Source organism: Mycobacterium sp. (genome assembly GCF_046095365.1).
Lineage (GTDB): Bacteria > Actinomycetota > Actinomycetes > Mycobacteriales > Mycobacteriaceae > Mycobacterium.
Map to the genome: position 1 here is coordinate 1 of NZ_JBJTJF010000206.1, position 14,278 is coordinate 14,278.

At 73.5% G+C, this 14,278-nt stretch carries 10 protein-coding genes and 1 pseudogene; 3 read left to right on the forward strand and 8 right to left on the reverse strand.

Features of this window, described 5'->3' with window-relative positions; genetic code table 11:
- Positions 1-2,510, reverse strand: a 2,510-nt coding sequence (locus ACKOQ4_RS16115) for a UvrD-helicase domain-containing protein (protein ID WP_526293595.1), incomplete at its 3' end; no start/stop codon positions are given.
- On the reverse strand, positions 2,507-5,803 hold the full coding sequence (gene recC, locus ACKOQ4_RS16120) for an exodeoxyribonuclease V subunit gamma (protein ID WP_526293596.1): 3,297 nt from the start codon (positions 5,801-5,803) through the stop codon (positions 2,507-2,509). The genes recC and ACKOQ4_RS16115, both read right to left, overlap by 4 nt.
- Before the next feature lie 76 nt (positions 5,804-5,879).
- Here recC and ACKOQ4_RS16125 point away from each other — a divergent pair, with 76 nt between their 5' ends.
- Entirely contained in the window at positions 5,880-7,103 is a 1,224-nt protein-coding gene (locus ACKOQ4_RS16125; RefSeq protein ID WP_526293597.1) for a bifunctional alpha/beta hydrolase/OsmC family protein, read from the forward strand.
- A 24-nt stretch (positions 7,104-7,127) separates the two neighbouring features.
- Here the strand turns inward: ACKOQ4_RS16125 and ACKOQ4_RS16130 are convergent, their stop codons facing one another.
- The 3 genes from ACKOQ4_RS16130 to ACKOQ4_RS16140 are packed head-to-tail and all read right to left on the reverse strand — an operon-like array spanning position 7,128 to position 9,749.
- Positions 7,128-8,282 carry a maltokinase N-terminal cap-like domain-containing protein gene (locus ACKOQ4_RS16130; protein WP_526293598.1) on the reverse strand — a complete coding sequence of 385 codons (1,155 nt, stop codon included), beginning with the start codon at positions 8,280-8,282 and terminating at the stop codon, positions 7,128-7,130.
- A 16-nt stretch (positions 8,283-8,298) separates the two neighbouring features.
- On the reverse strand, positions 8,299-9,270 hold the full coding sequence (locus ACKOQ4_RS16135; protein WP_526293599.1) for an NADPH:quinone oxidoreductase family protein: 972 nt from the start codon (positions 9,268-9,270) through the stop codon (positions 8,299-8,301).
- The gene (locus tag ACKOQ4_RS16140; RefSeq protein ID WP_526293600.1) at positions 9,270-9,749 is read right to left on the reverse strand and encodes a GreA/GreB family elongation factor; all 480 of its coding nucleotides are present in this window, start codon (positions 9,747-9,749) and stop codon (positions 9,270-9,272) included. The genes ACKOQ4_RS16135 and ACKOQ4_RS16140 overlap by 1 nt, the downstream gene beginning before the upstream one ends.
- 135 nt (positions 9,750-9,884) lie before the next feature.
- On the opposite strand from ACKOQ4_RS16140, the gene ACKOQ4_RS16145 reads away from it, so the two are divergent.
- Entirely contained in the window at positions 9,885-10,721 is an 837-nt protein-coding gene (locus tag ACKOQ4_RS16145) for a HugZ family pyridoxamine 5'-phosphate oxidase (protein ID WP_526293601.1), read from the forward strand.
- Here ACKOQ4_RS16145 and ACKOQ4_RS16150 read toward each other — a convergent pair.
- Positions 10,636-11,559: an alpha/beta hydrolase gene (locus ACKOQ4_RS16150; protein WP_526293602.1), complete on the reverse strand. Its 924-nt coding sequence runs from the start codon at positions 11,557-11,559 to the stop codon at positions 10,636-10,638. The two genes, ACKOQ4_RS16145 and ACKOQ4_RS16150, sit on opposite strands and share 86 nt — an antisense overlap.
- Positions 11,560-11,586: 27 nt before the next feature.
- Between ACKOQ4_RS16150 and ACKOQ4_RS16155 the strand changes: the two genes are divergently transcribed.
- Positions 11,587-11,820 carry a hypothetical protein gene (locus ACKOQ4_RS16155; protein ID WP_526293603.1) on the forward strand — a complete coding sequence of 78 codons (234 nt, stop codon included), beginning with the start codon at positions 11,587-11,589 and terminating at the stop codon, positions 11,818-11,820.
- A 12-nt stretch (positions 11,821-11,832) separates the two neighbouring features.
- Here ACKOQ4_RS16155 and ACKOQ4_RS16160 read toward each other — a convergent pair whose 3' ends face one another.
- Positions 11,833-12,732 (reverse strand): LLM class F420-dependent oxidoreductase, encoded by a 900-nt coding sequence (locus ACKOQ4_RS16160; protein WP_526293604.1) that lies wholly within the window; start codon positions 12,730-12,732, stop codon positions 11,833-11,835.
- Positions 12,729-14,278: pseudogene (locus ACKOQ4_RS16165) on the reverse strand (hypothetical protein); the annotation flags it as partial. The pseudogene ACKOQ4_RS16165 and the gene ACKOQ4_RS16160, both read right to left, overlap by 4 nt.

Here is a 14,278-nt window from a genome sequence, read left to right on the forward strand (position 1 = left end):
CCGAACTTCGCGCCGGTGGGCAGGCCGCCCATCGGCGAGGGCAGGTCGGCGCCGGCCTCGGCGGCGGTGGCCAGCGCTATGTCGGCGACCTCGTCGTCGAGTTCGACGACCTCCGGTTCGCTGCTCACCCCGACCGCCTCCTGGGCCGCGCGCACCAGACCGGAGTATGAGGTGCGCCGCCAGGTGGTGTCGATTCCGCGGTGGAAGTGGCGCACCGCGGGGCTCTCGGCCTCCCGGGCGGCGGGAATCGCCGCGGGCGGCGTGATCTGCGCGGCCTCGACCACCGGGCCTCCGGCCGCCTGCCACTCGCGGAACCGCTCGAGGGCCTCGGCGTCGGTGACGGTCTTGGTGGAGCACTGGTCGGGAATGGCCGTGTCCCCCGGCCGGCGGCCGCGCAGCAGCCGGGACAGCCCGCCGTTGGGTTCGTCGCGCGACGGCGCCCACCACGTCACCACCTGGGCCTGCGCCCGGGTCATCGCGACGTACATCAACCGGCTGTCGTCGCCGGCGGCCTCCCGGCGGCCGAGCAGCGCGGCCGCGGAATGGTCCGGGCTGCCCTTGCCGCCGATGTGCAGGCAGCGGATCCCGTCGTCGTGGAACAGGATCTCGTCGCGCTGCTGGATGTTGCGGTTGAACGCGAAGGGCAGGTAGACGATGGGGTACTGCAGGCCCTTGCTGCCGTGGACGGTCATCACCTGCACGGCCGCGGCGTCCCGGTCCAGCCGTTTGTTGTGCTCGGTGTCGCTGCCGCGCTCCTCGCGGCGGTCCCGCAGCCAGTCCCGCAGGGCGGGCAGGGTCAGGTGCTCGCGATGGGCGGCCTGCTGCAGCAGCTGGGTGACGTGCGCCATGTCGGTCATGTACCGCTCGCCGTCGCGGTAGGACAGGATGCGGTCGGCCATCCCGCTGAGCCGGGCGGCCTCGAACACCGCGGCGACACCGCAGGAACGCGCATGGTCGGCCCACTCGCGGATCGTCTCGGCGACGGTGTCGGTAAGCGAATCTCCCTGGGATGCAAGGTCTTCGGCGGTGTGGCCGAAGAAGGCCGTGGTGGCCGCCGCGCGGACGACGCCGGAGCGGTGCGGCTGGTCGAACGCCTCCAGCATCGCCAGCCAGTCGTCGCACGCCTCGGAGCTGAACACGTCGGAGTCCCCGGTGTAGACGGCCGGGATGCCGGCGTCGGTCAGCGCCGCGAAGCAGGCCCTGGCGTCCTTGCGCTTCTCGACGATCACCGCGATGTCGCCGGCCCGGACCCGCTCGCCGTCGAAGGTGGCCCGGCCGGCGAGCAGCGCGGCGATGTCGCCGGCCAGATCGCGGCCGATGTAGGACCGCAGATCGTCGATGCCGATCAGCTTGTCGCCGCTCTTGCCGAACGTCTCCCGGGACACCACCCGCAACCGGAACGGGTCCGCGACGGGCGCACCGGCCAGCCGGCTGCCCCGGTGGTGGGCCGCCACGTCGCGGACCACGATGCGCGGGTCGCCCAGGCTGGTCCCGCGCAGCACGGCCTGCAGGCGATCGACCAGTGCGGCGTCGCTGCGCCAGTTGGTTCCCATGGTCTGCTTGTCGCCGGCGGAGCCCGCGGCGTCCAGGTAGGTGTGGATGTCCCCGCCGCGGAAGGCGTAGATCGCCTGCTTGGGGTCGCCGATCAGGACCAGGGTGGACGCCCCGGCGAAGGCGTGGTTGATCACCCGCCACTGCACCGGGTCGGTGTCCTGGAACTCGTCGACCATGACGATGGGCCAGCGCCGGCTCATCCGGCCCCGGGCCGGGGCGTCGTCGGCCTCCAGCGCGTCGGCGAGCCGGGTCAGCAGGTCGTCGTAGCCCAGGACGCCCTGGCGGCGCTTGCGGATCTCGATCTCGGCGCGCACGGCGCCCGCGAACTCCAGGCACACCGCGGCGTAGCTGTCGGCGTCGGCGACCAGCGGGCGCAGCTGGGTGGACGGGTTGCCCACCACCTCGCGGGCGATCTTCAGCGCCTTCTTGTAGGGCAGCGGGGGCTCGTCCTTGTCCCGGCCGAACCGCGCCAGGTACAGGTCGTCGACGATCTCGACGACCAGTTCGTCGAGGCTCTCCACCAACTGCACCCCGGAGTCGCTGTCGCCGGCCACCCCCAGCGAGGCCAGCACCAGGTGGCAGAACTGGTGGATGGTGGCGATCGTGGCGGAGTCGAAACCGGCCAGGGCGTCACCGAGCCGCTCCCTGCGGGCCGCGAGTTCGGCGGGCGTGCCGGTCAGCAGGTGGCGCACCAACTCGTTCTCGCCGGCGGTGCCGGGCTCGGCGAACGCGGCGAGGGCCTCGGAGATCTGCCGGCGGACCCGGTCGCGCAGTTCCTGGGTGGCGGCCCGGCTGAAGGTGATCAGCAGCATCTGGTCGAGTCCGGCGACGCCTTCGGCGATGTAGCGGGTGACCAGACCGGCCAGCGCGAAGGTCTTGCCGGTGCCGGCGCTGGCCTCCAGCACGGTGGTGGATCCCGGCGCGGGCAGCGGCCCGAGCAGATCGAAGGTCGTCATCGGCCCCCCTGCAATGCGTTCAGCATCGGCAGCCACAGCCGCGCCGCGTAGGCGCCCAGGCGGGTGTTCTCACCGTCGTGCTCCTCGCCCGGCCGGACCGGCCCGGTCAGCTCCGACAGCGGCGCGCCTGCTCCCCAGACCCGGGCGTGCGCCGGTTGCTTGTCCTCGCCGGGGAAGTTGTCGTTGGAGCGCCAGTGGAAAACGGCCGCGTATTCGGGGTTGGTGTGGTTGCGCCGCGCATCGGCCCACGCGTAGGACGTCTTGAGCGGCAGCGGGATCGGCTCGCGGCGACCGGCGTCGTAGATGGCCACCAGATCGCCGAGCAGGTCCGGGGCGGGCGCCGCGGGACGGCCGATCGTCTCGAGCCGGGCGCCGTCACCCTTCGCCCGCCGGCCGATGCACACCGCCGACCAGTCCCGTCCGGGATCGTGGGCGGCCAAGGCCAGCAGGGGGATCCACGCCGCGAGCAACTGCTTGCCGCCCAGTTTGGAGTAGGTCACCTCGACCAGGCGGTCGCCGAAGACCGGCGACACGGTTCCGGTCAGGCGCCGCCCCGAACCCAGGTCGATGTCGATGTCGACGGCCCGCGCCGGGGCGGACCGGACTCCGGCGGCCGCCTCGGCCAGTCGCGCCGACTGGTCGCAGATCCTGCGCGCGGTGCGCCAGCCGATCTGGCCGGGCGGCAGGGTGCCGCGGCACCACTCCGCGCTCAGCGCGCGGTCCGGGCTCATCCCGCCGAGCATGTCGGCGAGCATGCGGTCGCCGACGGTCCACTCCTCCAGGGCGTTGATGTCGACCGGGATCGCGTCGTCGACCCCCTCGACGTCGGCGGGCAGGGTGTAGTCCAGGGACCGGAAGAAGCCCTTGACCGGATCCCTGAAGAAGCCCGACAGGTCCGCCAGCGAGATGTCGCCGGCCGGCGGCGGCGGCAACGGGGCGCCGGCGAACCGCGGCCTCTCGTCGCGGTGGCCCGCGGCGGCGCGGGCGGCGCGCAGCACCGTCGGATCGAAGGTGAAGGGGGTGTCGGGTGCGGCGGTGATCACGCCGCCGGGTTCGACGTTGCGAATGTCGAAGGGCTGCAGGGGATGCTGGGTCAGAATGGTTTCGCGAACGGGGTGCCCGGCGGTCGCGTCGAGGGCGTCGAGCAGTTCAGCCAGCGGCACCGCCGGGGGGCGGCGGTCCCCGGTGTACTCGTTGGCACCGGTGTAGGTGATCACGAGCGTCTCGGTGGCCGCGCACACCGCGTCGAGCAGCAACTGGCGGTCCTCCGAGCGGACGTCGCGCTCGCCGGTGCGCGGTTCGCGGGCCAGCGCGTCGTCGCCGTCGACGGCCCCGGTCCGGGGGAACACCGTGTCGTCGAGTCCGACCAGGCACACCACCCGGTGCGGCACCGAGCGCATCGGCACCATGGTGCACACCGTCAGCGTGCCGGTGCGGAAGTTGGCCCGGGTGGGACGCCCGGCGAGGTGGCGGCTGAGCAGTTGCTGGATGTCGGGCAGCCGCAGCGGGATGCCGGCACGGGAGCCGGCGCGGGCCAGCACGTCGCCGAACTCCCGCTCCAGCTGACTGACCTGCCACCCGTCGGCGTCGTCGACCCTGGTGAGCAGCTTGACCCCGTCGACGACCGCGGTCAGCCACTCCCGCAGCGAGCGGGTGCCGGTCAGCGACTCGACCGTCTGCTGCAGCCGGTCGACGAACTCGCCGAGCCGGCCGGCCAGGTCCACCCGGTTACTGCCGACGTCGTCGAGGGGGAGCGTGGCGTCGATCCACGCCCGGGAGTCGTCCGACAGCGCCACCCCGGCCAGGATCCGGTCCAGCCCGAAGCGCCAGGTGTGGTGGATGAAGCTCAGGCCGTACGGCTTGCGGTGCTCGCGGTCGAAGCCCCACCGGATGTTGGACTCGCGCACCCACTCGGTGATGTCGTCGAGGTCGTCGTCGGTGAGCCCGAAACGCGCGCGCACCGGATCGGCCTGGATCAGGTTCAGCACCTCGCTGGCGGTGACCCGGCTGCCGGCCAGGGTGAGCAACTGCGAGGCCACGGCGAGCAGCGGGTTGGTCTGGACCAGCGACCGGTCGGCCAGCCGAACCCGCAGCCGGTGGGCGGGGTGCGCGTCGGGCACCACCTCGCCGAGGCCGAAGTCCGCCGCGATCAGCGGTGCGTAGGTCTCGATGTCGGGGCACATCACCAGGATGTCGCGCGGCTCGAGGGTCTCGTCGTCGGCCAGCAGCCCGAGCAGCACCTCGCGCAGCACATCGACCTGCCGGGCCGGGCCGTGGCAGCTGTGCACCTGCACCGAGCGGTCCCCGGGGCTGTGCGAACGGCCCTGGGCCCGAACGGCATTCGCGGCGATGTCGGACTGCAGCCAGCCCAGCAGGGTCTCGGGATGGGCGCCGGCCGGTAGGTGCTCGTCGGTGGCGGCGCCGGCGGGCAGGGCGCGCTGCAGGTCGCGCAGATCCCGGCCCAGGGTGGCCAGCAAGGGGTGGCCGACGCGGCGGTGGCTGGTGTCCTCGCGGCGCGGGATGACGCCGCGCAGGTCGGTCAGGGTGTCCCACATCCGGGCGCTGGGGTGCGGCAGCCACAGGTGCACCCGGTGGTGGGCGGCCAGAGCGTCGAGCAGTTCGATGTCGGTGCACGACAGCCGGGTGTAGCCGAACAGCGACACCCGTTCGGGCAGTTCGCACCCCGACTCCCGCAGTTGCGCAACGGTTTTCGCGTGCCGGACGTGCGGCGGGTCGATGGCCACCGCGTCGGCCAGCCGGCGCCACAGTTCGGGCTGCCAGGCCAGGTCGTCGGCGACTCCGCCGGTGTCGCCGTCCAGCCAGCCGGCCAGCAGTTGCGGCCGCTGCCGGGCGTAGGAGGCGAACAGCCCGGCCAGCCGGCGGGCCACCGCGTAGCGCCGGCCCAGGCGCAACTCGCGCTCCTCCCCGGAGGCGAAGTGGCCGAGGTGGGCGGCCAGGGTGCGGCACCACGGGTCGTCCAGATGGGCGTCGACCACCTCCAGCAGCGGCCAGGTCATGGCCTCCGGCGACCACGGGTCGTCCTCGCGGGTGCCGGAGATCTCGGCGATCAGCGAGGCCGGCGAGCGGAAGGCCACCCCGGCGCACACCCCGTCGGCGCCGGCGCCGCGGCCCAGCACGTGGGACAGCCGCTGGGACAGCCACCGCTCCACGCCGCGGGCGGGGACGACGACGAGATCCTCGGCGAACGGATCGGGCGGTGGCGTGGCCAGCAGGTTCCCCAACCCGTCCGCGAGGATGTCGGTGCGTTCCGCGCGGTGTACATGCAAAGCCATCGGCCACCACCGTAGACCGGACCACCGACAACGCCCCGGTCACTAGACTTCGGGTCCTCACCACCGGGAGGCGCCGATGCCGGCCGAACGTTTCGATTTCCCCAATGCGCAGGGTCATCAGCTGACCGGCCTGCTGGAGTCACCCGACGGCGAGCCGGCCGCCTACGCGCTGTTCGCCCACTGCTTCACCTGCAGCAAGGACAGCAGGGCGGCCAAACGGATCGCCGACGCGCTGGCGGGGAGGGGGATCGCGGTGCTGCGGTTCGACTTCACCGGACTGGGCGCGAGCGAGGGCGACTTCGCCAACACCGACTTCTCCTCCAACGTGGCCGACCTGGTGGCCGCCGCCGACCACCTGCGCCGGGTCCGCCGCGCGCCGGCCCTGCTGATCGGCCACAGTCTGGGCGGGGCAGCGGTGCTGGCCGCGGCCGGCCGAGTCCCCGAAGCCGAGGCGGTCGCGACGATAGCCGCCCCGTCGGACCCCGGCCACGTCACCGATCTGTTCGGCTCCGACCAGCTCGCCGAGATCCGCGCGCGCGGCGAGGGCGAGGTCCTCCTCGGCGGACGGCCCTTCCGCATCCGCCGGGAGTTCCTCGACGACGTGGCCGAGCACAACCTGCTGGAGGCCGTCGCCACGCTGCGCAAGGCGCTGCTGGTGATGCACTCCCCCACCGACCAGGTGGTCTCCATCGACAACGCGGGCGCGATCTTCACCGCGGCCCGCCATCCCAAGAGCTTCGTGTCCCTCGACGACGCCGACCACCTGCTGGGCCGCCGCCGCGACGCGGTCTACGCCGCCGAGGTGATCGCGGCGTGGGCGGCCCGGTACATCGGTGCCGGTGCGCCCGCGCCGGCACCCGAGGCCGGCGGGCCGCGGACGGTGCGGGTGACCGAGACCGGGGTCGGCACGTTCCAGCAGGAGGTCACGGTGGGCCCGCACCGGCTGCTGGCCGACGAGCCGGTCGAGGTGGGCGGGCTGGATACCGGGCCCTCGCCCTACGACCTGCTGCTGGCCGCGCTGGGCGCGTGCACGGCGATGACGTTGCGGCTCTACGCCGGCCGGAAGGGCATTCCGCTGGATCGCGTGTCGGTTGCGCTGGCGCACAGCAGGATTCACGCGGCGGACTGCGATACCTGCGAGACCGCCACCGGCATGGTCGACCTGATCGACCGGGTGATCACCCTCGAGGGGGACCTCGACGAAGCGGCGCTGGACCGGATGCTGGAGATCGCCGACCGCTGCCCGGTGCACCGCACCCTGACCTCCGAGATCGCGATCAGGACGTCCAGATCCCGCTGACCGGCGTGGCGGCGGCCGAACCCGCTACCCCGCCATCCGGGCGATGGCCCGCAGCGGGACGTGCAGCCAGTCCGGGCGGTGGCGTGCCTCGTAGCCGGCCTCGTACACCGCCTTGTCCAGCTCGTAGGCGGCGAGAAGCTCCGCGTGCCGGCGCGGGTCGAGGTCGGAGGCTCCCGCGTAACCCGCGCAGAACGCCTCGCCCATGCGCGCGGACCAGTCCCCCGGGCCGTCGGTGTAGTCGAACGACCGCAGCATCCCGGCGACGTCCCGCAGCGGCGAATCCGGTTGGCGCCGAACGCTGTACGGCTGGCCGGGCTCTCCCTCGAAGTCGATCAGCAGCCAGGCCCGCGGCGTACGGAGCACCTGCCCGAGATGCAGGTCGCCGTGGATGCGCTGCACCGCGACCGGCGCACCGGCCAGCCGCAGGTAGCGGTCCTCGACCGCGGGCGCGTACCGGGCCAGCTCCGGCACCGCGGCCGCGACGGCCGCCAGGCGTTCGCGCATCCGGTCCACCGGCATCGTCGCCGGCGCGGCGCCCAGCGCCCGGGCCAGATCGGCGTGCACCGACGCCACCGCCGCACCCAACCGGGCGGCGTCGCCGGCGAAGCCGGTCGTTCCGGCGCGGGCCGCTTCGGTGGCCAGGTCCCAGCCGTCCACGGCGTCCGCGGCGTACGCCGTCACCATTCCCAGCGGCCACGGCAGGCCGTCGTCGGCCAGTTCGAAGGACCCCAGCAGCGGGGCGACGTGCGGATTGCCGGCACGGGCCAGCACCCGGTTCAACTCGACGTCGGGGTTGACCCCGGCGCAGACCCGGCGGAACAGCTTGAGCACGGCGCGCTGCCCGAACACCACGCTGGTGTTGCTCTGCTCGGCGTCGATCACCCTCGGCTCGGCGCCGACCGGCAGCGTCGCCCCCGGTTCCCTGGTGAAGCGCACCGGGCCGCACACCGCGCCGTCCCCGACCAGGGTCAGCAGCAGCCGGGCCGAGCGCCCGTCGAGATCCGACGGCGTCAGCACCTGATACCGGTCGGCGGACCCGTCGCCGTAGCCGACGTCGAGCAGCGCGATGCCGATGCCGTCGCGCAGTGGCAGCGCCGCGTGGGTCCGCAGCGAGGTGGCCACCCTGTCCCGCCCGGCATACCAGCGCTGCCGCGGAAGCCAGTCCGCCCACTCGATCATGGGGTGCCTCCCGCCGTCAGCGAACCCGCAGCACGACCTTGCCCCGGGCGGTGCGGTTCTCCAGCGAGGCCACCGCGGCGGCGGCCTGCTCGAGCGGGTACACCTGCGGCTGCGGCGGTGCCAGCCGGCCCGACTCCAGCAGCTCCGACAACCCCTGCCACTGCTGCGCCAGCGCGTCGGGGTGGGTCAGCGCCCAGGCCCCCCAGCCGACGCCGACGACGTCGATGTTGTTGAGCAGCAGGCGGTTCACCCTGACGGTGGGTATCTCCCCGCCGGTGAAGCCGACCACCAGCAACCGGCCGGCCGGGGCCAGCGAGCGCAGCGAGTCGGTGAACCGGTCGCCGCCGACCGGGTCCATCACGATGTCCACGCCCCTGCCGCCGGTGAGTCCGGCGACCGCGTCCTTGAATCCGTCGGCGAGCACGACGTCGGTGGCGCCGGCCGCGCGGGCCACCTCCGCCTTGTCCTCGGTGCCGACCACGGCGATCACCCGGCCGGCCCCCAGCGCCGGGGCCAGCCGCAGGGTGGAGGTTCCGATCCCGCCGGCGGCGCCGTGCACCAGCACCGTCTCCCCCGCCGCCAGCCGGCCGCGCTCCGTGAGGGCGAAGTAGACGGTGAGGTCGTTGAACAGCAGGCCCGCCCCGGCTTCGAAGCTGACGTTGTCCGGCAGCGGGAACACCCGGTCGGTGCCCAGCGCCGCCGTCTCGGCCATGGCGCCGCCGATCATCGTCAGGCCGACGACCCGGTCGCCCGGCTTGACCCGCGCCCCGGCCGGCGCCGAGCGGACCACGCCGGCCAGTTCGGCGCCGAGGGTGAACGGCAGCTCGGGCCGGTACTGGTAGAGACCGCGGGTGAGCAGGGCGTCGGGGAAGGCCACGCCGGCGGCGTGCACGTCGATCAGGACGGCGTCCTCGGCGGCGGGCTCGTCGACCTCGGCGATCCCGACCGACGCCGGGCCACCGAGTTCGGTGACCCTGACGGCACGCATCAGGGCTGCTCGATGGCCAGCAGCTTGACCTTCAGCTCCCCCCGCGGGGTGCGGTAGGTGACGGTCTCCCCGGCCTTGCGCCCGAACAGCGCCAGCCCCAGCGGGCTGTCGGCGGTCAGGGTGGTGTCCTCCTCGCCGGCGGGGGTCTCCTCGATGAAGTTCACCACCCGCATCTCGATGTCCTTCTTCTCGTCGGGGAAGCGCAGCTTGACCCGGGTGCCGTTGGGCAGCTGGCCCGGCACCTGCGGGTTGCCCCCGGCCAGCAGCCAGGTCACCCGGCTGATCTGCTCCTCGACACCGGCGAGGTCGTCGGCGCGCTGCAGGGCGTCGGCGGCGTCACCGCGGTCTCCGACGGTCTCGGCGTCGCCCTGCAGGTCGGCGCGCAGCTGGTCCCGGCGCCGGCGCAGGTCGGCCAGTTCGGCTTCCAGCCGTTCGCGCTCCTGCTCGGCGAAGTCCTTGGTAGATGAGTCCTGAGCCATGCACGACAAGGTACCGCCGCCGTCAAGGGGTCCCCGCACCGGAGCGGGGAGTCGTGATGGGATGCGGGCAGACACCGGCGGGGGGCGGCTGCTGCACCGGACGACGGCGCCGTCGCGGGCGGTATGGTCGTCGTCGTGGCCTCCCGCGACCACGGCGACCCGGGCGATGCCCCGACCATGGCGCCGCCGCTGACCGAGATCGCCGACGCGGCAAGGCCGTCGGCGGCCGAGGAGGCGCGCACCATCGCCGCCTGCGCCAACACCGCCACCCTGGCCAGCCTGACCGCCGCCGGGGATCCGTGGGCGTCGTTCGTCACCTACGGACTGCTCGAGACGGGCCCCTGCGCCGGGGCGCCGGTGCTGTGCGTGTCGCACCTGGCCGAACACGGCCGCAACCTCGCCCGCGACCCGCGGGCCAGCCTGTCCGTCGTGGCGCCGGGCGCCGAGGCGGATCCGCTGGCCAGCCCGCGGATCACCCTGGCCGGGGTCGTCGAGCGGCCGGCCGGCGAGGAACTGGCGGCGGCCCGCGCGGCGCACGTCGAGGCGGTGGCGGCCGCGAAGTACTACGTCGACTTCACCGACTTCACGGTGTGGGTGCTGCGGGTGCAGCGGGTTCGCTGGGTGGGCGGCTACGGCCGGATGGACTCGGCGAGTGCGGCCGACTACGCCGCCGCGACACCGGATCCGCTGCGGACGGTGGCCGCCGGGGCGATCGAACACCTCAACGCCGACCACGCCGCCGGGCTGGCGGAGATGGCGCGCGCGCTGGGCGGCTACCCGGACGCCGAGTCCGCACTGTGCACCGGTGTGGACCGCTACGGACTGGATCTGAAGGTCGACACCCCGCGCGGTCAGGCCTACACCCGGGTCGGTTTCGGCGGCCCGCTCAGTTCGGCCGGCCAATTGCGTTCGGCGGCAGCCGATCTGGTCCACCGAGCACGCGCCGCAGGAACGCCACCTGGTCGATCTTGACCTGCGGGTCGGTGTAGATCGCGAAGTGGTCGTAGGGGTAGCGCCGCAGTTCGCCGCGCGGTGCGAGGCCGGCCGCCCTGACGGTTGATTCCGGGGGAGTTGTGGTGTCGGCGTCGGCGACGCAGAACAGCACCGGCATCACCAGCCGTCCCGCCAGCCGCACCGGCCGGTAGCGCGGCAGGTCGAACATCACCCGTGCGGCAACCTCGTTGCGCCACAACGACTCCGGCGGAACGATCGCTCTGAGCCCGGTCATCGCGTCCGGGGCGGTCATGGCGGCGAAGGTTCCGGGCGGGCCGGCGGCCGGGATCAGCGTGGGTGCCCGCCCCAGCAGGGCGCCGGCCCGGTCGCGCACCGCCGCGGCCACCGCCCGGACCAGATTCGCCGGCGGCATCCGGCGGATGACCGGCAGGCTGTCGGTGTAGGGCGCCTGGGAGACCACCGCGGCGATCCGCGGGTCGCCGGCCGCCACGGCGATCACGTGCCCGCCGCTGAACGACGACCCCCACAGCACGATGCGATCCGGGTCGATGCCGTCGGTGCGCCGGGCCCAGTCGATGACGGCCCGGTAGTCGTCCTGCTGGCGGCCGATGTCGAGCAACTGGCGCGGCTCGCCGGTGGACGCCCCGAAGTGCCGGTAGTCGAACAGCACCACCGCCCATCCGGCGTCGCGGAAGGCCTCGGCGTATCCCGGCAGCGCGTCGTCGCGGGTGCCGGAGAAACCGTGCGCCATCACCACGCACGGCACCGCCCCGGCGGGCGACTCGGGCCGGTACAGGTAGGCCGCGAGGCGCTCGCCGTGAGACGGGATGCGGACCTCCACGCGCGGGCCGGCCACGGGTTTCAACCTAGTACCCTCACCGTCATGACGACTGCGACCCCCGAGCGGCAGACGGTGGCCGAGCTGGCCGGCGAACGGGACTGGCAGCGCCGGGAGGGCAGCGACGGCCGCAGCGACAGCTTCTACCGCGGCACCGTGCGGATCCGGGCGGTGTGGGAGGGCGACGACAAGCTCAGCGGAGCGGCGCTGTTCCACGGCGAGATCTACGAGTCCTACACCCGCGAGCCGGCCACCCTGCGGGCCTGGTTCAAGCGGTAGGCCGCAACCGGTTCACAGGCCCAGCACGGAGGCCAGCTCCCGCAGCGACGGCCGCGGGTCCCAGTCGTGGGTGCCGTCGCCGAGGACCTGCACCACGACGTGGTCGGCGCCGGCGTCCAGATGGTCGGTGACCCTGGCCGCGGCCCGGTCGGCGGTGCCCATGCCGACGACACCGCGGGCCAGGCGGTCCGACCCGCCCCGGACGAAGTCGGACTCCTCGAAACCCTGCCGCAGCCACGAGTTGCGGTAGTTCGGCAGGCCGGAGTAGATCTCCAGGTGCAGGTGCGCGCGGCGCAGCTGCTCGGCGTCGTCGCCGCCGACCACCACTGCCTGCTCGGAGACGATCCAGCGGTCCGGGCCCAGGATCTCGCGGGTGGTCGCGGTGTGCGCGGGTGTGACGAGATACGGGTGCGCGCCGTCGGCGTGGGTGCCGGAAAGCTCGATCATCCTGGGGCCCAACGCCGCCAGCAGCCGGGTGGGCCGGCCGGAGCCGGGTTCGACCGCGCCCGGCAGAGCGGCCATCCGGTCCAGGTAGGCCCGCATGGTGGCCAGCGGCTTGGTGTAGGTGCCCCCGAGCATGTTGTGCACCAGCGGGCCGTGGCTGACACCCAGGCCCAGCACGAACCGGCCGGGGTAGAGCGCGGTCAGGGTGCGCCCGCCGCCCTCCATGGTCCCGGCGACGCGGGCGTGGATGTTGGCGATGCCGGTGCCGACCACGAGCCGCTCGGTGGCGGCCAGGAAGGCCGCCGACTCCACCATGCAGTCCTTGAGGCCCACCTCGGGGATGAACAGCGATCCGTATCCCATCGCCTCGATGTCCCGGGCGACCTCCTGGGCGGCGGCCATCGGCCAGGTGTCGCTGGCCCACCACACGCCGATGCGGGACGGGAAGTCGATGCGGGCTTTGGTCACGGGTTGCTCCTCACTGTCGGGTGCGCGCTCATCTCACGGGCCGGGTAGGGATAGTCGAAGTACGCCATGCCCTGCTCGGTCTCGTACGAGAAGTAGATGGGACCGAGCCGGAAAGGCGCGACACCGGTGTTCAGAGAGTCCGATTCGGCGGTGTAGGTGATGAGGGCATCGTCGGTGTCATTGGTCACCACCGTCTGGTACAGCGGTGTCGGGGGGGTCAAGGACGTACCGGGCGCATACACCTTGACCGCGGTTCCGATCGGGAGTTTCTTCTGCCCCTCGAGGTCCGGCGGGAGACCCTGCCTGGACACCACTCCGCCGATGCCGCCGCTGTCGATGAGGCCGTTCCTCTCGACGGTCTGAATGCCCGAGGACTCCCCCGCCGGGCTGATGATCTCGTAGGAGAGGTCGGTGTACCACCAGCCGTCGACCGAGCCGAAAGACTGAAGCGGGTTGGGCCCGAAGGTCATTGACGGCGCGGTGTCCGTCGACAGGTCGATCAGCATGCCCTGGCTGAGGCTGCCGGGCAGGCCCCGCACCGGGCTCTGCAGGCCGTCGGCCTGTCCCGGGGCCAGACCCATGTCCGCGACGATGGCGTATTCGGGGTCCGACCACTTGTCCGGCGGGATGACTTCCCATCCGTTGCCGCCGTTGTACTCCACCCGGTAGATGACCCCGACGGGGATCGCCGCCGTGACTATCCCGTTCTGGAAGCCGACCGGCACGTTGTAGTTCTGGTAGTAGACCCTCTGATAACTCGGATCGCCGTAGACGATTTCGCCGAACTGGCCCGTCGGCGGGCCCAGGCTGGCGTTCTCCAGCAGGGTGATGGGGATGACCAGACCCGGAGCCCCGGTGTCGACCTCGACGTCCACCGTCGTCCCGAACACCGTGATGGTGCTCGTCGAGTAGTTGAGCTTCGGCAGGAACGTCAACGGGACGGTGGGCGCTGGACCCGCCGCACCGGTCGGCCCCGCCGATCCGATCAGCCCGGGCGAACCACCGGGCCCGCCCGCCGCCGACACGCCGCCGGTGCCACCGGCGCCCCCGCGACCGACCAGGGAACCGCCGCGGCCGCCCTGGCCGCCCTGGCCGAGTGCCCCGCCCGCACCGCCGTCGCCGCCGCTGCCGAACAGTCCGGCCCTGCCGCCGGTACCACCGGTGCCGAGCGGACCGCCCGTGCCGCCCGGCCCGCCGGTGCCGAACAGCGCGCCGCCCGGCCCGCCGGCGCCGCCGGGCTGATCCCAGACCCCCGTCCCCCCGGCGCCGCCGGTGCCGAACAGCGCGGCCGCACCACCGGTGCCGGCCCGGCCCCCGGCCAGGCTGCCGGACCCGGCGTCACCCCCGGCGCCACCCGCTCCGATCAGCGCGAAGATACCGGCCACACCACCGCTTCCGCCGGCGCCTCCGGTGCCCTGGCTGCCGGTCGCCAGTCCGCCGTCGCCACCCGCGCCGGCGTTGCCGAAAAACGCGGCGAAGCCGGTGCCGCCCCCGCCGCCCCCGGCGCCGGCGGGATCGCCGGGGCCGGTGGCAGCGGTGGCAGTGG

Bases quoted from the DNA above. Each gene is read 5' to 3' on its own strand.
- ACKOQ4_RS16125 (WP_526293597.1), top strand. From the start codon at position 5,880: ATGCCGGCCGAACGTTTCGATTTCCCCAATGCGCAGGGTCATCAGCTG.
- ACKOQ4_RS16135 (WP_526293599.1), bottom strand. From the start codon at position 9,270: ATGCGTGCCGTCAGGGTCACCGAACTCGGTGGCCCGGCGTCGGTCGGG.
- ACKOQ4_RS16130 (WP_526293598.1), bottom strand. From the start codon at position 8,282: ATGATCGAGTGGGCGGACTGGCTTCCGCGGCAGCGCTGGTATGCCGGG.
- recC (WP_526293596.1), bottom strand. From the start codon at position 5,803: ATGGCTTTGCATGTACACCGCGCGGAACGCACCGACATCCTCGCGGAC.
- ACKOQ4_RS16155 (WP_526293603.1), top strand. From the start codon at position 11,587: ATGACGACTGCGACCCCCGAGCGGCAGACGGTGGCCGAGCTGGCCGGC.
- ACKOQ4_RS16140 (WP_526293600.1), bottom strand. From the start codon at position 9,749: ATGGCTCAGGACTCATCTACCAAGGACTTCGCCGAGCAGGAGCGCGAA.